Source organism: Azorhizobium doebereinerae UFLA1-100, assembly GCF_000473085.1.
Lineage (GTDB): Bacteria > Pseudomonadota > Alphaproteobacteria > Rhizobiales > Xanthobacteraceae > Azorhizobium > Azorhizobium doebereinerae.
The window spans coordinates 98,852-116,386 of sequence record NZ_KI421497.1 but is presented as its reverse complement, the minus strand read 5'-3'; the positions used below and the strand labels follow the sequence as shown (position 1 = coordinate 116,386).

The 17,535-nt window shown below is 70.3% G+C and carries 16 protein-coding genes and 1 pseudogene; 6 read left to right on the top strand and 11 right to left on the bottom strand.

The window, feature by feature from the left end:
* Positions 1 to 3 precede the first annotated feature (3 nt).
* The 5 genes and pseudogenes from YU1_RS35010 to fabA all read right to left on the bottom strand — a co-directional run bounded on the left by YU1_RS35010 (position 4) and on the right by fabA (position 4,797).
* Positions 4 to 719 (bottom strand): annotated as a pseudogene (locus tag YU1_RS35010) (bestrophin-like domain).
* Between the two features lie 112 nt (positions 720 to 831).
* Positions 832 to 1,791, bottom strand: a complete 960-nt coding sequence (locus tag YU1_RS0126825; RefSeq protein WP_051357453.1) for a homocysteine S-methyltransferase family protein — start codon at positions 1,789 to 1,791, stop codon at positions 832 to 834.
* A 3-nt stretch (positions 1,792 to 1,794) separates the two neighbouring features.
* Positions 1,795 to 2,673 (bottom strand): enoyl-ACP reductase FabI, encoded by an 879-nt coding sequence (fabI, locus tag YU1_RS31610; protein ID WP_035716829.1) that lies wholly within the window; start codon positions 2,671 to 2,673, stop codon positions 1,795 to 1,797.
* Positions 2,674 to 2,784: 111 nt separating this feature from the next.
* Positions 2,785 to 4,008, bottom strand: a complete 1,224-nt coding sequence (gene fabB, locus YU1_RS0126815) for a beta-ketoacyl-ACP synthase I (protein ID WP_029006643.1) — start codon at positions 4,006 to 4,008, stop codon at positions 2,785 to 2,787.
* 243 nt (positions 4,009 to 4,251) lie between these two features.
* Positions 4,252 to 4,797, bottom strand: a complete 546-nt coding sequence (gene fabA / locus YU1_RS0126810; RefSeq protein WP_029006642.1) for a 3-hydroxyacyl-[acyl-carrier-protein] dehydratase FabA — start codon at positions 4,795 to 4,797, stop codon at positions 4,252 to 4,254.
* 385 nt (positions 4,798 to 5,182) lie between these two features.
* On the opposite strand from fabA, the gene mscL reads away from it, so the two are divergent.
* Entirely contained in the window at positions 5,183 to 5,632 is a 450-nt protein-coding gene (mscL, locus tag YU1_RS31605; RefSeq protein ID WP_051357451.1) for a large conductance mechanosensitive channel protein MscL, read from the top strand.
* A 24-nt stretch (positions 5,633 to 5,656) separates the two neighbouring features.
* On the opposite strand, the gene YU1_RS0126800 is transcribed toward mscL, so the two are convergent.
* Together YU1_RS0126800 and YU1_RS0126795 are read right to left on the bottom strand one after the other, a co-directional pair.
* Positions 5,657 to 6,727, bottom strand: a complete 1,071-nt coding sequence (locus tag YU1_RS0126800) for a quinone-dependent dihydroorotate dehydrogenase (RefSeq protein ID WP_029006641.1) — start codon at positions 6,725 to 6,727, stop codon at positions 5,657 to 5,659.
* Between the two features lie 10 nt (positions 6,728 to 6,737).
* Complete coding sequence (locus tag YU1_RS0126795; RefSeq protein WP_029006640.1) at positions 6,738 to 7,436, bottom strand: orotate phosphoribosyltransferase; 699 nt, start codon at positions 7,434 to 7,436, stop codon at positions 6,738 to 6,740.
* Between the two features lie 110 nt (positions 7,437 to 7,546).
* Here YU1_RS0126795 and YU1_RS0126790 point away from each other — a divergent pair, with 110 nt between their 5' ends.
* From YU1_RS0126790 to YU1_RS0126780, 3 genes are all read left to right on the top strand, one after another.
* Positions 7,547 to 8,605 carry a glycosyltransferase family 4 protein gene (locus YU1_RS0126790; protein ID WP_084540170.1) on the top strand — a complete coding sequence of 353 codons (1,059 nt, stop codon included), beginning with the start codon at positions 7,547 to 7,549 and terminating at the stop codon, positions 8,603 to 8,605.
* Positions 8,606 to 8,686: 81 nt separating this feature from the next.
* Positions 8,687 to 10,177 carry an O-antigen ligase family protein gene (locus YU1_RS31600; RefSeq protein WP_051357449.1) on the top strand — a complete coding sequence of 497 codons (1,491 nt, stop codon included), beginning with the start codon at positions 8,687 to 8,689 and terminating at the stop codon, positions 10,175 to 10,177.
* Entirely contained in the window at positions 10,174 to 11,301 is a 1,128-nt protein-coding gene (locus YU1_RS0126780; RefSeq protein ID WP_029006638.1) for a glycosyltransferase, read from the top strand. The genes YU1_RS31600 and YU1_RS0126780 overlap by 4 nt, the downstream gene beginning before the upstream one ends.
* On the opposite strand, the gene YU1_RS34195 is transcribed toward YU1_RS0126780, so the two are convergent.
* The 3 genes from YU1_RS34195 to YU1_RS0126765 form a co-directional block, all read right to left on the bottom strand.
* Positions 11,302 to 11,796, bottom strand: a complete 495-nt coding sequence (locus YU1_RS34195; protein ID WP_198019091.1) for a hypothetical protein — start codon at positions 11,794 to 11,796, stop codon at positions 11,302 to 11,304.
* A 102-nt stretch (positions 11,797 to 11,898) separates the two neighbouring features.
* Positions 11,899 to 12,867, bottom strand: coding sequence for a glycosyltransferase family protein (locus YU1_RS0126770; protein WP_029006637.1), 969 nt, complete (start codon positions 12,865 to 12,867; stop codon positions 11,899 to 11,901).
* 40 nt (positions 12,868 to 12,907) lie between these two features.
* Complete coding sequence (locus YU1_RS0126765; RefSeq protein ID WP_029006636.1) at positions 12,908 to 14,446, bottom strand: glycosyltransferase family protein; 1,539 nt, start codon at positions 14,444 to 14,446, stop codon at positions 12,908 to 12,910.
* 161 nt (positions 14,447 to 14,607) lie between these two features.
* Here YU1_RS0126765 and YU1_RS0126760 point away from each other — a divergent pair, with 161 nt between their 5' ends.
* Both YU1_RS0126760 and YU1_RS0126755 read left to right on the top strand, forming a co-directional pair.
* Positions 14,608 to 15,309 carry a hypothetical protein gene (locus YU1_RS0126760; RefSeq protein WP_156922526.1) on the top strand — a complete coding sequence of 234 codons (702 nt, stop codon included), beginning with the start codon at positions 14,608 to 14,610 and terminating at the stop codon, positions 15,307 to 15,309.
* A gap of 6 nt (positions 15,310 to 15,315) precedes the next feature.
* A complete protein-coding gene (locus tag YU1_RS0126755; RefSeq protein WP_029006634.1) occupies positions 15,316 to 16,800 on the top strand; it encodes a GumC family protein in 1,485 nt (494 codons plus the stop codon).
* A gap of 12 nt (positions 16,801 to 16,812) precedes the next feature.
* Here YU1_RS0126755 and YU1_RS0126750 read toward each other — a convergent pair whose 3' ends face one another.
* Positions 16,813 to 17,499: a P-loop NTPase family protein gene (locus tag YU1_RS0126750; RefSeq protein WP_029006633.1), complete on the bottom strand. Its 687-nt coding sequence runs from the start codon at positions 17,497 to 17,499 to the stop codon at positions 16,813 to 16,815.
* Between the last annotated feature and the right edge of the window lie 36 nt (positions 17,500 to 17,535).

Genomic DNA, 17,535 nt, shown 5'->3' with positions numbered 1-17,535 from the left:
CGCTCAGCGCCCCGGCACGGCGTCCGGCCGCTCGATGGCGGTGATGGCGTCGTTCATGGCCTTGGGCGAGATGGCGATGAAGCCGTCGAACGGCCCGCTCATCTCCATGATGAGAAAGAGCGAGCCGGCGATGGACAGCGAGCAGAGGAAGAAGGCGCCGATGCTCACCGGGTTGGGCGGGGCGAACAGGCCGAAGCTCAGGAAGATCAGCGTCAGCCAGATGACCAGCACCACCGTGAAGACCGGCGGGATGGCGGTCACGCTCTCCTCCAGCACCGTCCAGCGGGTGGTGACCAGCGCGTTGAAGCGGGCAGCGCCTCGCTGCGCATCTGGCGCTGCTCGTCGGTCGCGGGCGCCAGCCCATGCAGGACGCTGTCGAGGCGGGCCATCAGGACCTCCGAGGATGCATCTTCGCTGGGTTGCGGCAAGCCCGCTTCGTCCCAGGTCTCGGCCCTCACCGCCCGGCTGTAGCCGTCCAGCAGCGCGCGCGCTGGGATCGCCTCCGGTCCATAGTGGCGCAGGGTGCTGTCGAGCGCGCGGATATAGGTGGCATAGGTGTGCACGTCGCGGTCGGTGGTGTCGAACGCGCCCTTCACCGACGCCGTCATCAACCCGAGGATGAGCGAGGCCATGGCGGCGATCATGCCGACGCCCAGCTTCACGGCGTCCTGCGTCTCCTTCGAGACATGCTGCGCCGGCAGATACCGGGCGGCCAGCATCGCGCCCATGGCGGCGGAGAACATGCAGACGAAGGCGATGGCGGCGACGGCCCAGGAGTTCATGCGCGGAGAATCCTTGAAAGCGCCGGGTCGAGAGCCGCCAGATCCGGCCTCATGGCGCCCGGTCCGCCACCAATGCGGCGGCGAGCGCGGCGATATGGCGATGGTTGGTGCCGCAGCAGCCGCCCAGCAGGCGCAGCCCGTAGTCGCGCCGCAGGCCCAGCATCTCGCGGGCGAAGTTGTCGGGCGCGCCCTCGTCCAGCGTCGTGAGCTTCGCCAGTTCCTCCGGCGGCAGCGTGGAGGCATTGGCCTTGAGCCCGGCGACGCGGCTCGCGAGGGGGCCATTCGGCGCCGTGGCCGCGCGGGCGGCGCGGAAGCGGGTGGGGTGGGTGCAGCCGACCATGAAGTCCACGGGCGGCGGGACCACCGTCGCATCAATGCGGGCGATGGCATCGGCGAAGGGCGTGCCGTCCATCAGCCGGCCGTCGGGGTCGATCACCGGGGCCAGGACATAGGGCAGGCCGGTGGCGGCCATGGCCTCGGCGACGCCTTCCAGTTCGGCCGCGCCGGCGAAGGTGGGGGCGTAGAGCAGGTCGACGCCGGCGCCGGCCAGGATCTCCGCCTGTTCCCGGTGGTAGGCCCGCGCGGTGGCGCGGTCGGGAGCGCCGGCGGGATCATAGCCATCGGCGCGCGGGCCGATGACGCCGGCGATCACCACCCGGTCGCCGAGACCGGCTTCGGTCCGCAGGCCGTCGAGGAAGCGCACCGCTTCGCCATTCACCCGCGCCACGTCGCCGGGCGCATCGAAGCCGAGGCGGGAGAGGCAGTCGCGATGAGCGCGCCAGGTCGGCGTGCCCATTTGCATGGGCAGGCCCGACGCGGCGGCGATCGCCAGGTAGGAGCGGTAGATGTCGGCGAGGATCTCCCGTTCGCCGGGGCGGAACAGCGGAAGGAAGGCGGCGAACTCAGGCAGGTCGAGGCCGGCTTCGTAGATCAGCCGGGTCTCAAGCCCGCCGTCCGCCAGCCAGACGGGATCGCTTGCACGCAGCCGCGCGAAGCGCTCCGCCGCCATGGATCATTCCGCAGCCTTGGGGGCGGCGTGCGGCGCCGCGCCCGAGGAGGCGTCGCCTTCCGCTGCCAGCTTCGCCTCGGCGTCTTCCTGGGTCTTCAGCACGTCGGGATGCGGCATGGACATGATGTTGTAGCCGCTGTCGACGAAGTGGATCTCGCCGGTGACGCCGCCCGACAGCTCGGACAGCAGGTAGAGGGCGGAGCCGCCCACCTCGTCCAGCGACACGGTGCGGCGCAGGGGCGCGTGGCGCTTCTGGTAGTTGAACATCAGCCGGGCGTCGGCGATGCCGGCCCCCGCCAGGGTGCGGACCGGGCCGGCGGAGATGGCGTTCACCCGCACGCCCTGCGGGCCGAAGTCGGCGGCGAGGTAGCGCACGCTCGCCTCCAGCGCCGCCTTGGCAACGCCCATGACGTTGTAGTTGGGCATCACCCGGGTGGCGCCGCCATAGGTCAGGGTGATGATGGAGCCGCCCTCGGTCATCAGCTCCGCCGCCCGCTTGCTCACCTCGGTGAAGGAGAAGCAGGAGATCAGCATGGTGCGGGAGAAGTTCTCCCGCGTGGTGTCTGCATAGCGGCCCTTCAGCTCGGACTTGTCGGAGAAGGCGACCGCATGCACCAAAAAGTCGATGCTGCCCCATTCGGCCTTCAGGGCGGCGAAGAGGGCGTCGACGCTGGCCAGGTCTTCGACGTCGCACGGCATCATCACCTTGGCGCCGAGGCTCTCGGCCAGCGGGCGGACCCGCTTGGCCATGGCTTCGCCCTGATAGGTGAAAGCAAGCTCCGCGCCCTGACCGGCCAAGGTTTTCGCGATCCCCCAGGCGATGGAATGGTCGTTCGCCACGCCCATCACCAGGCCGCGCTTGCCCTTCATCAGGTCGTGCATTGCCGATGGTCCTCAGTTGCCACGTTGCAACGGCGATAGCAGACCTGCGGGTCCAGCGCCATGCCGGCGGCGATCACCTGAAGTTTCCAATCCTGACGGCGCCGGGCGTCCTCAGGCGTCGATGTGCTTCAGGACCAGGCTGGCATTGGTGCCGCCGAAGCCGAACGAGTTCGACAGCACGCAGGCGAGCTTGGCATTGTCGATGCGCTTGCGCACGATCGGCATGTCCGCGAACGCCGGGTCCAGTTCCTCGATGTTGGCGCTCTCGCAGATGAAGCCGTTCTGCATCATCAGCAGCGAGTAGATCGCCTCCTGCACGCCGGTGGCGCCGAGCGAATGGCCGGTCAGCGACTTGGTGCCGGAGATGGGCGGGCACTTCTCGCCGACGCCGAACACCTTGCGGATGGCTTCGATTTCCGGCGGGTCGCCGGCCGGGGTCGAGGTGGCGTGCGGGTTGATGTAGTCCACCGGGATCTTCACCGTGGACAGGGCCTGGCGCATGCAGCGCTCGGCGCCCTCGCCGGATGGGGCGACCATGTCGTAGCCGTCCGAGGTGGCGCCGTAGCCGGCGATCTCGCCATAGATCTTGGCGCCGCGCGCCTTGGCGTGCTCCAGCTCTTCCAGCACCAGCACGCCGGCGCCGCCGGCGATGACGAAGCCGTCGCGGTTCACGTCATAGGCGCGGGATGCCTTGGCCGGGGTGTCGTTGTATTTGGAGGACATGGCGCCCATGGCGTCGAACAGGACGGACAGGGTCCAGTCCAGTTCCTCGCAGCCGCCGGCGAACATCACGTCCTGCTTGCCGTACTGGATCATCTCGTACGCATTGCCGATGCAATGGTTGGACGTCGCGCAGGCGGACGAGATGGAATAGTTCACGCCCTTGATCTTGAACCAGGTGGCGAGCGTCGCCGAGGCCGTGGAGGACATGGCTTTCGGCACCGCGAACGGGCCGACGCGCTTCGGCCCCTTCTCGCGGGTGATGTCGGCGGCTTCCACGATGGTGCGGGTGGACGGGCCGCCCGAGCCCATGATGATGCCGGTGCGCTCGCTGGAGACCTCGCTGGCCTCAAGGCCCGAATCCAGGATCGCCTGGTCCATGGCCACATGGTTCCAGGCGGTGCCGCCGCCGTGGAAGCGCATGGCGCGGCGGTCGACCACGGCGCTGGCGTCGAGGGTCGGCGCCCCCTGCACCTGGCAGCGGAAGCCGAGGCGGGCGAATTCGGTGGCGGTAGAAATGCCGCTCTTGGCCTCGTGCAGGCTGGCCAGCACTTCCTGTGTGGAATTTCCGATAGACGAGACGATGCCCATCCCGGTGACGACGACGCGCCGCATGTCACCTCCCAGTCAAAACCTCCGGCGCTTCCCGCACCGGGGAGCCCGCCGCCGCCTATGCCGTCCGGCAAGGGCAGCGCGGGCGAAGCCCAAACAGTGGCGGACCGGAACGGTCCGCGCGGAGCCCGGATCAGCCCGGACAGGAAGCCGGGCGCCGGGTGTGGTCATGCTGCGGATGGCGTCATCCAGCCAGCGTCCGCCCCATTCCCGAGGGGGATGGCAGAGGATCGTGGCGAGGCGGTGTCAGGCGCCCGTCGATCCCGGAGCCATGCCCGGAGCCATGTCGGTCTGGAACAGACCCACCTTCAGATCCTTGGCGCGATAGATGATCTCTCCATCCGCCGACAGCCAGCCATCGGCGATGCCGAGCACCAGCTTGGAGCGCATGACGCGCTTCAGGTCGACGCCGTAGACCACGTTCTTCATGGTCGGCAGCACCTGGCCGGAGAACTTCAGTTCCCCGAGGCCCAGCGCCCGGCCGCGGCCGGGCGAGCCCAGCCAGCCGAGGAAGAAGCCGACCATCTGCCAAAGCGCATCCAGGCCCAGGCAGCCGGGCATCACCGGGTCGCCCTTGAAGTGGCACGGGAAGAACCAGAGGTCCGGATTGACGTCGAGTTCCGCGCGCACCATGCCCTTGCCGTAGGCGCCGCCGGTCTCGGAAATTTCCGAGATGCGGTCAAACATCAGCATGGGAGGTAAGGGAAGCTGTGCATTCCCGGCACCGAACAGCTCGCCCCGTCCGCAGGCGAGGAGTTCCTCGTAGTCGAAGCTGGTCTGCCGGTCCGCCATTCTCTCTGCTGTCGCCATGCTGTCCACAAGGAGTGATTTCATAGGCCTTTTGAGCCGCGCCCGTCGCCGAACGCCGGCACTCCCTATCATAGGAGGCATCGCGCTCAAAGTCATGAAAGCGTCACGCCTCCGCTTGCGACGCTCGGAAACATGGCGCGTGCGCAGCGGTCGCGGCGGGCGGCTGGTGGATGGCACGTAATCGCCGCACGCGCGTTGACCAGCGGGGGCGCATTCCCTTCCCGGGCCATGCCACGCACAATAGCGGATGCGGGAATCGCCCGTCCGCGGATGGGTAAAGAGACGCAGGTCAGACGATCAGATGAAACGGGGTGAAGGCGGGGCCGCAGCCCGGCGCGCCGACCCGGCTCATAGCGAGGAGGTCCGGATGCTGAAGCAGTTCCAGCAGTTCGCCATGCGGGGCAATGTCGTCGATCTCGCCGTCGGCGTCATCATCGGCGCCGCGTTCGGAAACATCGTCACCTCGCTGGTGGGCGACGTGTTCATGCCGATCATCGGCTCGGTGAGCGGCGGCCTCGATTTCTCCAATTACTTCCTGCCGCTGTCCTCCGCCGTGACGGCCGACAATCTGGCCGATGCCAAGAAGCAGGGCGCGGTGCTGGCCTATGGCAACTTCATCACCATCGCGATCAACTTCATCATCGTGGCGGCGATCCTGTTCTTCATCGTGCGGGCGATCAATTCGCTCAAGCGCGACGAGGAGAAGAAGCCCGCCGCGCCGCCGCGCTCGGAACTGCTGCTGGAGGAGATCCGCGACCTGCTGGCCCGCGACGTGGCCGCGCGGGGCGGGGAGGAGCGCCCGGCCCCGCAGGTCTAGCGCCGGGGGCGCGTCCTCAGCCGCTCAGCGAAAGTCGGCGCCCACCGCCTCGGCCACGTGGCTGAAGCCGTCCGCCTTCAGCCGCGCGGCGAGGTCGGCCTTGATGCGCGGCACGAGGCCCGGCCCGTGGAACACGAGGGCGGAATAGATCTGCACCAGGTCGGCGCCGGCGCGGATCTTGGCATAGGCGTCGGCGCCGGACGAGACGCCGCCCACGCCGACGAGGGGAATGCGCCCGCGCACGATGCGGTAGAGCGCGCCGAGCCGCTCCGTGGAGAGGGCGAACAGCGGCTTGCCGGACAGGCCGCCGGTCTCGCCCTTGTCGCGGCTGCGCAGGCTGGCCGGGCGCGACAGCGTGGTGTTGCCCATGATGATGCCGTCGACGCCGAGTTCGAGCGCCACCTCGGCCACCGCCTCCAGCGCGGCGTCGTCGAGGTCCGGCGCCACCTTCACCAGCAGCGGCGGCCGCGCGGCCACCTCGGGAATGCTTTCGTTGCGGGCGGACAGGGCATGGCCGATGAGCGCGGACATCTCCGCGCGCGCCTGCAGCAGGCGCAGCCCCGGCGTGTTGGGCGAGGAGATGTTGCAGACGATATAGTCGGCGAGGCGGCAGGTGGCCGAGACGCCGGCGACATAGTCCTCGCTCGCGTCCTCGGTCTCTTTGTTCTTGCCCACGTTGGCGCCGACGATGCCGGGCAGGCCCGCCGCGCGCCGGCGGCCGAGGTGGTAGATGAAGGGCGCGAGGCCCTCCGAATTGAAGCCGAAGCGGTTGATGACCCCCTGGTCCTCGTCCAGCCGGAACAGCCGGGGCTTGGGGTTGCCCGGCTGTGGGCGCGGTGTCACCGAGCCCACCTCCACGAAGCCGAAGCCCAGCGACAGCAGGGGGTCGATGATTTCCGCATCCTTGTCGAAGCCCGCCGCGAGCCCGATGGGATTGGGAAAGTCGATGTTCCACACCCGCGTCGCCAGGATGGGGGAATCGGGCCGGCGGTCGGCGGGCACGAGGCCCTTCTTCAGCGCGCGGATCGACAGGCCATGGGCCCGCTCGGGGGAGATGAGCGGCAGCAGGGGGCGAAGGAGGGGGTAGAGATCCATGGTCCGGCGGCTACTCGCTCAGCTGCGAGGCGCCGCCATGGGCCTTCGACCAGGCGTGCGGATCGTTGAGGAAGGATTCGATCTCCGCCACCTGGGCGGCCTCGAAGCGGTTCATGGTCTTCACCGCGGCGAGGATGTCCCACCAGGTGCACAGATGGTGCAGTTGCAGGCCCGCCTCCTTCAGGATGTCCTTCGATTCGTTGAAGATGTCGTAATAGAAGAAGACGAAACAATGGTCGCAGGTGGCGCCCGCATTGCGCAGGGCCTGGACGAAATTCACCTTGCTGCGGCCATCGGTGGTCAGGTCTTCCACCAGCAGCACGCGCGATCCGGCGTCGAGATGGCCCTCGATCTGGGCGTTGCGGCCGAAGCCCTTGGGCTTCTTGCGCACATATTGCATCGGCAGCATCAGCCGGTCGGCGATCCAGGCGGCGAACGGGATGCCCGCGGTCTCGCCGCCGGCCACGGTGTCGAACTGCTCGAAGCCGATCTCGCGGTAGAGCGTGGAGATGGCGAAGTCCACCAGCGTCTGGCGCACGCGGGGGAAGGAGATCAGCCGGCGGCAGTCGATATAGACCGGGCTCGCCCAGCCGGAGGTGAAGATGAAGGGCTCGCCGGAGGAGAAGCGCACCGCTTCGACTTCCAGCAGCATGCGCGCCGTAAGCTGGGCGACGGTGGCCTTGTCGGTGAAAGCGGTGACGGTGGACATGGGTCGCGGCGCCTCGTTCAAACAGTAGCTGGGCGCATATATCAGAGCCGGCGGCGGGATACAGGGCCTTGCGCGACATAGATGGCCTGCGCGGGCGCGGGAGCGGCGAAATGACCGGGTCGGGAGGGCATGGGGTGGCGGACGACGTGTGGCAGTTGGTGGATTCCTCCACCGTCGGCGGCATCGAGACCCATATCGGCGTCCTGGCGGGCGCCCTGATGCGCGAGGGCCTCGCCGTGCGCGTCGTGCTACTCGCGGACCACGGCGCCAACCCGTGGCTGGCGCAGCTCGACGCGGCGGGGGTGCCGCACCGCACGCTGGCGGGCGGCTTCGGGCCGCTGCTGGCGGCGCTGCGGCGGGACCGGCCGGGCGTGCTGCACACCCATGGCTACAAGGCCGGCATCCTCGGCCGCCTCGCGGCGCGCCTCGCGGGCGTGCCCTGCGTGTCCACCTTCCATGCCGGGGAGCGCGGGCCGTTCCCGGTCTCCCTCTACCAGGCGGTGGACGCGGCCACCTCCTGCCTCGCCCGCCGCATCGCGGTGAGCCGGCCGATCGCCGCGGCGCTGCCGTTCGGGGCCGAGGTGATCGGCAATTTCGTGCCGGTCCCGGCCGCGCCGCCCGCCGCGCCGCGCCCGGATACGGTCGGCTTCGTCGGCCGCTTCAGCCCGGAGAAGGGGCCGGACCTGTTCTGCACGCTGGCGTCGCGCTTCTTCGGCACGGGACTGACCTTCGAAGCCTTCGGCGACGGCGCGATGCGGGCGGACCTGGCGGCGCGCGCTCGCGCTGTGGTCTTCCATGGCCTTGTCACCGACCCGGCGCGGATCTGGCCGCGCATCGGCCTGCTGCTGATGCCGTCCCGCGCCGAAGGGCTGCCCCTGGCGGCGATCGAGGCCATGGCGGCGGGCATCCCGGTGGCGGCGAGCGCGGTCGGCGCGCTGCCGGAGCTGATCCGGCCGGGCGAGAATGGCTGGCTGTTTCCGCCGGGCGATCTCGACGCCATGGCGGCGGCGGTGGAGGCCTGGCGGCAGCTCGACGGCGCCGGCCGCGCGGCCATGGGGGAAGCCGCCTGGCGCACGGCGCGGGAGGGCTATGCGGCGGACCTGCTGGCCCCGAAGGTGCGCGCCGTCTACGCGGCGGCGGGCGCGCGCCGGGTTTCCGTACCGGGGTAAGCTGCGGATGTCTCGTCCTCCGGCCATCCTGCGTATAGACTGCGCGACTTCTGGGAATCGCCGCCATAGAGGCCGCTGGACGTGACCGAACGCACCCATTTTCCGGCCGGAAAACCGGACCAGCCAGCCTGGCGCCGCGAGGGGCACTGGGTGCAGATCATCGTCGCGTTGGCGTGCGTCGGGTTCATCTTCTATTCCTGGATGGCGAAGCCGGGCCTGGAAATGCCGTTGCTGCTGGCCAGCGGCGCGGTCCTCGTGGTGCTCGCGTTCAAGCGTCCGTCGGTGCCCTGCATCATCTTCGTGTGCTTCTCGTTCCTGCGCATCCACGAAGCCTTCCCCGTGCTCAGCGACCTGCATATCCCGCAGCTGCTGGCCCAGCTCACCATCGTGGTGATGTTCTGGCATCTGGTGCTCATGCGCTCGATCCGTCCCTACTGGTCGAGCGAGATGACGGCCTTCGTCGTCTTCTTTCTGATCGTGACGGCTTCCGCCTTCACCTCCTCGGGGCGCGACCTCTCATTCAAGTTCTGGTCGGACACCTTCGTGAAGGTGGCGATCATGACCTTGCTCATCACCTGGACCACCCGCAAGGCGGCGGATTTCCAGCTGGCGGTGCAGACCATCATTCTTGCCGGCATCGCCGTGTCCTGCGTCGCCATCTACAACAAGGTGAACGGCATCGGCCTGGTGGAGGGCACCCGTGTCACCATCGGCCGCGCCGTCGGATCGGTGCTGGGCGATCCGAACGATCTCGCCCTGGCGCTGCTGTTCCCGCTGAGCTTCGCCGGGGCCGCGGCGGTGGGGCGGACCCATTTCATGAACCGGCTCTACGGCGCGGTCGGCTTCGCCTTCGTGGTGGCGGCGATCGTCTGCACCCAGAGCCGTGGCGGCCTGCTTGGCCTTGCCGCCGTCACCGGGGTGATCGGCAGCCGGTTCGTGAAGAACAAGATGCTGCTCATCGTCGGCGCGGTGGTGGTGATGGGGCTGCTCTATGCGGTGGCGGGCATCTCCGGCCGCTCGTCCGGCGGCGCCGCCGAGCAGGGCATCGACGAATCCTCCGAGGGCCGGCTCAACGCCTGGACCACGGCCTGGAACATGGTGAAGGCCCATCCGCTGCTGGGCGTCGGGGTCAACACCTTTCCGGCCAACTACTTCTTCTACACCAACGAATGGGACGGCCATGAGCACGCGGTCCATTCCACTTGGTTCGGCGTGCTGGCGGAGACCGGCTTCCTCGGCTTCGGCGCCTTCATCACCATGGTGGCGATGCTGATGCGCCGCAGCCTGAAATGCCTGAAGGCCGCCACCGATCCGGGCACCGACCCCCGGCTCCAGGTGGCCGCGCTGGCGCTGACCTCCGGCCTCGTCGGCTTCTGCGTGTCCGGCACCTTCCTCACCCAGGGCCTCGCCTGGCCGCTCTATGTCATCCTGGCGATGACCGTGGCGCTCGCCCGTGCGCTGGCCGAGCCGGAGCCGGCGGTCCTGACCGCGCCGCCGCCGCGCGCCTTCGGCACGGTGCCGCTGGCGCCGCCGCCGGAGGCGGCCGTGCCCTTGGCCCGGCCCGGCGAATGAGCGCCGATCTCGTCGTGTTCGGGGAGGATTGGGGCAGTCACCCGTCCTCGACCCAGCATCTCGTCACCCGCCTTGCGCGCTCGCGCCGCGTGCTGTGGGTGAATTCCATCGGCCTGCGCCGTCCGCGCCTCGACGCGCACGACCTGCGGCGGCTGGCGGGCAAGCTGAAGGCCCTGGTGGCCGGACGCGGCGCCCCCCGGCCTGCGGCGGCGACGCTTCCGGCCGGTCCCGCCGGCATCGTCTCGCCCATCGCCATCCCCTGGCCTGGCAGTGCGCTGGCGGAGGCGGCGAACCGCGTGCTGCTCGGCCGGCAGGTGCGCGGCGCCATGGCGGCGGCGGGCATCAGCCGGCCCATCCTGTGGGCCTCGCTGCCGAGCGCGGTCAGCGTCGCCGGGGCGCTCGGGGAGCGGGCCCTGGTCTATTATTGCGGCGATGATTTCGGCGCGCTCACCGGCGTCGATCACGCCCCGGTGCTGGAGATGGAAGCCCGGCTCGCCGCGCGTGCGGACCTGATCGTGGCGGCGAGCGCGGCGCTGGCGGCCCGGTTTCCCGGCCGCAACGTGCTGCTGCTGCCGCACGGGGTGGATGCGGCGCTGTTCGCCGCCCCCGCGCCGCGCCCGGCCGACCTGCCGTCGGGGCCGGTGGCCGGCTTCTACGGCAGCATTTCCGACTGGCTGGATATCGCCATGCTGGTGGCGGCGGCCCGTGCGCTCCCCGGCTGGACGTTCGTGTTCGTGGGGCCGGTGCGCACCGACGTGTCGGCGCTGGAGGGGCTGCCCAACGTGCGCTTTCTCGGCCCGCGCCCGCACGATGCGCTGCCGGCCTATGTGCAGCATTGGGACGTGTCGCTCATCCCGTTTCGCGACACGGCGCAGATCCGCGCCTGCAATCCCTTGAAGCTGCGGGAATATCTGGCCAGCGGCACGCCCATCGCGGCGACGCGCTTTCCCGCGCTCGCCCCCTATGAGGACGTGGTGGCGAGCATCGCGCCGGGCGGCGATCTCGCTGCCGCCATTCGCGCGGCCGCCGCAGACCCCCGCGCCGCCGAGCGGCGGGCGGCGGTGGCGGCGGAAGACTGGGACGCCCGCGCGGCGGTGCTGTCCGCCGCGCTGGACCGGCTGTAGCTACTGCGCCGGGGCGGTGCTCGGCGTCGGGGCCGGGCTGGGCTGCGGCGCGGGCGCCGTGGCGCTGGGGCTTTCGGGCGCGGCCGTGCCGCGCGCGGTGGCGGTGCCGGCATCGGCCGGGTTCACGCCCTGGGCCGTGGGGCCGGGCGTCCCCGCCGCAGGCGTCGGCGCCGTGGTGCCGCGATTGGCGTCCGGAGCCGTCTTGTCGGTCTTCATGATGTCCGACTTGGCGGCGGTGTTGGTCTGCTGCACCCGCTTGGTGGACTTGGCCTTGTGCGGCCGGCTGTTCTGCGGGATGCCGAGCACCCCCTTCACGCCGCCCGCGACCCCGCCGGCCACGCCGCCGACGACCCCGCCGACCGCGCCACCGACCGGACCGGCGACATTATTGCCGGTCGCCGCGCCTTCCTGGGCGCCGCGAACCACGCCTTGCGCGGCCACGGGACCGGCGGCAAGGGATAGCCCGACCAGGGCAATGATGATCTTTGACTTCATGGCAAAGCTCCTCCTGCCGACTCAACGGGGCCGGACGGAGAGGGTTCCCCAGCGGCGCCCGGATGCGACGGGACGGCTGCCGGCCTGGGCCTGATTCCCGGCTTACTTCAGGCGCTCGGCCATGGCATCGACGATGCGGCGGGCAAGGGCGTCCTCGCCGCCTTGGGCCTGCGCATAGGCGAGGCCCGCCTGCGCGGTGCGGGTCCGCAGGTCGTCGTCCCGCCACGCCCGGTCGATCATCGCGGCAAGGGCGGCGGGATCTTCCGGCGGCACGGTGAGCACCTCGCCGGCAAAGATGTCCGACATGCCCGGGCCGGCGCTGCCGATCACGCATTTGCCGAGGCCCATGGCGTTGAGCGCGGTGGAGATGCCGGAGGCGACGATGGAGGACCGAAGTACCGGGATGACCACCAGCCGCGCGCCGGCCAGCATGCGCAGCTGGGCGCCCTGGCTGCCGTCGTCGTCGAGCTGCGCCACGTTCGCCGGCAAGGCGTCCAGCGGGCGGGAGAAGCGCGCGCCGTGCCGCCCCAGGTCGGCGGGGTCCACCCGGGCGATGGCGCCGGGATAGGGCAGGCGTTCCATGGCGGCGAAGAAAGTGTCGAAGTCGCGCAGCGAGCGGCCGAAGCACAGCACATAGTCCTGCGCCATCGGCGCCGCCGCCACGTCGGCGGGCGCGAGATTGACCTTGAACGGCACGTAGACGCAGCGCTCCGGCGCGATGCCGAACACCTCGGTGAGGCCGCGCGTGTCGGCGAAGAAATTGATGTAGAGGTCCGCGCGCGAGATCAGCGCCCGCTTGAACGGATGGAGCAGCCGGGCCTTGCGGGTGCCGGGCCGCCGCAGCACCAGGTCGGACGCCACCAGCGGCCGCCGCCCCGGCGGCCAGAGCAGGTTGGCGAGCGCCATGCCCATGGTCAGGCCGGGGTCGCAATTGACCAGATAGACGCTGTCCGCCGGCTGCCCGGCCGCGCGCATCTCGGCCACCGTGCCTGCCAGGACCCGGGTGCCGCTTCGCCCGTTGTGGGCCTGCCACTGCGCGGGGACGGCCGGCCAGTTGGTTACGATGCGCATGGCGCGGCGTCTGCGTGGGAGAGGAGCGGGGCGGGCGTCGTCATGGCCGCGCCTCCTCCAGCCAGGGCGGCAGGCTCGCCTTCAAGGGCGGGGCGGCGCCCGGGGTGCAGGTGCCGGGGCGCTTCCACAGGCAGGCGGGGCCGCGCGTGCCGTTGGCAAAGCACGCCACCTGCTCGAAGCCGAGGCCGGCGAAGTCTTCCAGCGGCTGGCCCGGCAGCTCGGTGGTGGCGAGGATGTAGTTGAAGGCGGCGTTCCTCGCCTTGAAGTCGGGATCGGCGGCGGTGATGCCGTAGAGCCCCTTGTCGGCGTTGAGATAGACGTAGCCTCCGCTCAGCCACCAGGAACTGCCGGGCGCGATGGCGAGGCCGCAGCTCGCCGGGTCCGCATTCACCGCGCGGGTGGCGAGGATGGTGCCCCGGCCGAGCGAGAAGGTGGCGGCGAAATAGCCGAAGCCGCCGAGCAGGCCGGAAGTGAGCGCCACGAAGACGAAGCCGATGCCGGCGATGCGCCAGCGCGGCGTGCTCGCCTCCCACAGCCGCAGCGCCAGCAGCGACCCGCCGATGCCGGACAGCACCAGCACGAACGGCACGCCGGGATAGAGATAGCGCGGGTGCTTCATGGCGATGAGTTCGAGCACCGCCAGATTGAAGGCCGGGATGGCCAGCAGCAGCGGCAGCCGCTTCACCGCCACCCAGGCGGTCAGCACGATCAGCGCGAAGGCGCCGGACCAATAGGCGAGGATCCAGCCGGGGTAGTGATACCAGGGTACGAAGCCGAAGCGGCCCTCGCCGGTCTCGCCGATGCTGGCGGACTGGTATTTCACGTATTTGATGATCGACTGGAACGGCATGCCCCAGGTGGCCCAATCCAGCAGGCCGAGGAACAGCAGCGGGCCGATGCCGCCGAGCACGAAGGCGGCGTAGCGGCGGATGTCCAGCCGGGCGACCCAGACGCCCACCAGCAGGACGATGGGGCCGAGCTGGATGCGGAAGGCCAGCGCCGCGCCCAGGAACAGGCCGGCCCAGACCAGGCGCCGGAAGCTGCGGGCGGGGCCGTCGGGATAGGCGAGGTAGACGCCGGGCACGAGCAGGAAGGTGGCGATGGTGTCCTGTAGCGGCTGGCCGGCGTAATAGACCGTCTCGAACCAATAGGCGGCGATCGCGCCGCAGACCACAGCGCCTACCGTGCCCGCCGCGCGCCAGCCCCACAGGAAGGCGGGCGGGATCACCAGCAGCGAGACCAGGCTGCACACCGCCGCGGCGCCGAAGATCTGCGCCTGCGCCTGCCCGCCCAGCAACCGGGCGGCTTCCATGCCGGGCAGGATCAGGCCCGGCACCAGCCAGGGGCGGGCGCCGGAGACGAACTCCCAGGGCAGCAGCCCGCGCCCGTACATCAGCTGGTGCGCCTGCTCCAGATACTGGAAGGTCACGTCCGCATAGCTCATGTTCGGAGCGAGGTGGAAGACGGCCAGTTTGACCGCGTAGGAGCTCGCCAGCAGCGCGCCGAGGACGAGCCAGAGCGAGGCCGGCAGCGGCGCCCGCCGCTCGTTCGCTGCCGCAGTGTCCGGTCCCGTGCCCATGCTTCGCCCCCGCGCTGTCCGTCCGATGACGTGCCGCATGTGGGCGGTCGGGCGCAACCCCCAAGCGGTGGAGGATGGCGCCGCGTAACCGGAACGGGTCGCAAAAAATCCGTGTTTGAGCGACAGTGACGCCGGACTGCGCTTGCGTCGGGAGTATGTGCGTGGCGGTGCGGGGATTGGCCAGGGAATGCGATGCCGCCGGGCGTGGGCCCGGACTGCGGCGTCTGGTGTGGTTCGCCCCGCTGGTGCTTACCCTGGCCGGCTGCCAGACCGCCCCCCAGGATCCCACGGCGATGATTCCGGCCAATATTCAGGCGACCGTCATGGCCGAGGACCATCTGCGGCAGGCGCGCGAGGCCGCCAACAGCGGCGACCCCAGCGCGTCGCCGACCACGGTCGAGGCCATGCTGGCCCGCGCCCGCACCGCCGAAAACGCGGCGCCCGCGCCGGCCGAGGGCGCTGCTGGCGCGCCGCCGGCGGGGGCCGGCGCGGGGTCGGCCCGCGCTGCCGCCAGTGCCACGGGCGCGGGGCCGGCCGGCGCAGCGCCGTCGGCGACGCCGAAGCGCCCGGCACCGGGCCGGGAGTTCGAGATCGTGTTCGACGGCAGCGAGGACAAGCCGAGCGCCAAGGCGCAGGCTGCTTTCGCCGCCGCCTGGAAGGCCGGCAAGGTGCCTGATAAGGCAAAGGTAATGATAAGTGCAGGTCCTGCCTCCGCAGCCTCGGCTTTCGACCAGGCCCTGCTGGCGAACCGACGCCTGCGCACGGTAAGATCGCTGCTGCCGGCGGAGATCGACGCCAAGCAGCTCTATGATCCCGACATGCCTCCGGACACCGTCCGGATCGTGGTCGGGACGACGGATTGACGGACCATGTTCGAGACCACGTCGGATACCTTCGCCTATATCGTCCAGGTGGCCTGGCGGCGGCGGTACCTGGCCCTCATCCCGATCCTGCTGCTGCCGCCGCTGGCGCTGGTGGCGGCGAGCCTCGCCCCGTCGCGCTACGAGGCGCGGATGACGCTGCTCGTCCAGGAGCCTTCGAAGCTCAACCCGATCCTCAACGACATCGCGGTCAATCCCAACCTCAAGGAGCGCATGTCCGCGCTGATTGCGCTGGCCCATTCCGAGGTGGTGCTGGGCAAGGTGCTGGAGGATCTCCACCGCGTCACCCCGGAGACCAGCGCCAAGGCCCGCGATGACTTGGTGCGCTCGCTGTCAGAGGCGGTGAGCATCCAGCTTGTCGGCACCGACATCGTCGAGATGCGAGTGCGCAGCCTCGATCCCAATTCGCCCGCCCAGACCCTCCAGGCCCTGTCGCGGCGCTTTGTCGAGCGCATCGTCTCGCCCGAGCGGACCGCGGTGCAGGACAGCGAGCGCTTCCTGAAGGACCAGATGTCCGAGCGCCGCCGCTCGCTGGACGAGGCCGAGCGGGCCTTCCTCGATTTCAAGACCGCCAATGCCGACAAGCTGCCGGCGCTCTACAACAACACGGTGCAGCGCCTCGCCGGGCTGGAGCAGCAGCTTGAGACCAAGCAGATGGACCTTTCCATCGCCGGTGCCACCATGGAGGACCTGCGCAAGCGCCTCGCCACCACCAATCCGCTGATCGGCCGCATCGAGGAGAACATCATCCAGGCGTCCAGCGAACTGGCCAGCCTGCGCTCGCGCTATACCGACCAGCACAGCATGGTCCAGGCCGCCGAATGGCGGTTGCAGCGCCTTGAGGAGGAGCGCCGGCACCTCCTGAGCGACAGCCATGCGATCGATTCGTCCGACCTCGACCGGCTGTGGAATCTCGCCGCCGGCATCGGCGGCAGCACCGCCAGCGGGCAGGCGAAGGACAATGAGAACCGCAACGCCACGCCGCTGCTGGTCTCCCAGCTTCAGCGCCTGCAGGAGCAGCAGGCCAAGCGCGTCGGCCTTGAGAACGAGGTCGAGCAGCTGAAGAAGGTGATCGCCGCCCTCCAGCGCGACATCGCCGAGTTCGGCCCCATCGAGCAGCAGCAGCAGCAGCTCGACCGCGCGGTCACCTTCGCCCGGGAGAATTACGAATCGCTCGCCAAGCGCTACGAGATGGCCCGCGTCACCGGCGCGCTCGGCCTGTTCGAGGCGCCGGAGCGCGTGAAGGTGCTGGAAGCGCCCGCCGAACCGGCGTCGAAGGTGTCGCCGGGCTATTTCCTGTACCTGCTGGCGGGCGTGTTCTGCGGCGGCGCGGTGGGCGCGGCGCTGGCGGCGGCGAGCGAGCTGCTGGACACGCGCCTGCGCCGGCCGGTGGATTTCGCCCGGGTGCTCGGCGTTCCGGTCATCGCCCGCATCCCCCGCATCGAGGCGCCGAACCGCATGCGGACGGCCTGATCGGTCCGCCGGTCAGAGCTTGGTGTTGAGCAGCTTGCTGTTGCGCACCGCGGCGATGAAGCGGTCCACCAGCCCGGGGGCGATGGGAGCGAAGCGCTCCGCCTCGTCGGCCATCTCCTCGCCCGGGGTGGGGTTGAAGCGATCATTCACGACGATGCCCTGGAGCGGGGCATTGGCCTGGCGCAGGGAGGCGGCGGCGCGGTTCAGCGCGCCGCGGGTGACGCGCCCCGCCAGACAGACGATGATCACGCTCTCGCAGGCGGAGGCGACCGCCGTCACCGGCACGGCGACGCGCTCGCGCGGCTCCACCGGGGCGAGGTCCAGCACGATGGCGTCATAGGTCCGCAGCAGCCGGTCCAGCATGTTGCGGATGGCGACCGCGTTGCGGAAGGCGAAGCTCATCTCCGGCATGGGCGCGGCCATGAGGCGGTCGAAGCCGCGCGGGTCCGGCAGGATGAAGTCGCTCAGGTCCGCGTCCTCCGGCGTCCAGGTGGTCGCCTGGGCGGGAACGGCGGCGGTGGGGTCGGCGAGGCCGACGAGCAGCGTCCGGCTCTGGCGCTGCGAGCGCTCGGCAAGCGCCCCGGCCATGGTGGACACGCCGCTGTCGCTGAGCACGCCGGTGACCCCGACCACCCGCGCCCCTTGGCCGAATGTGGCGAGGAAGACCGTCTCAACCTCGCGAAGACCTCTGCCCCACATTCCTTCCTCCAGTCGCGGCAGGCGTGGATGCGGCCC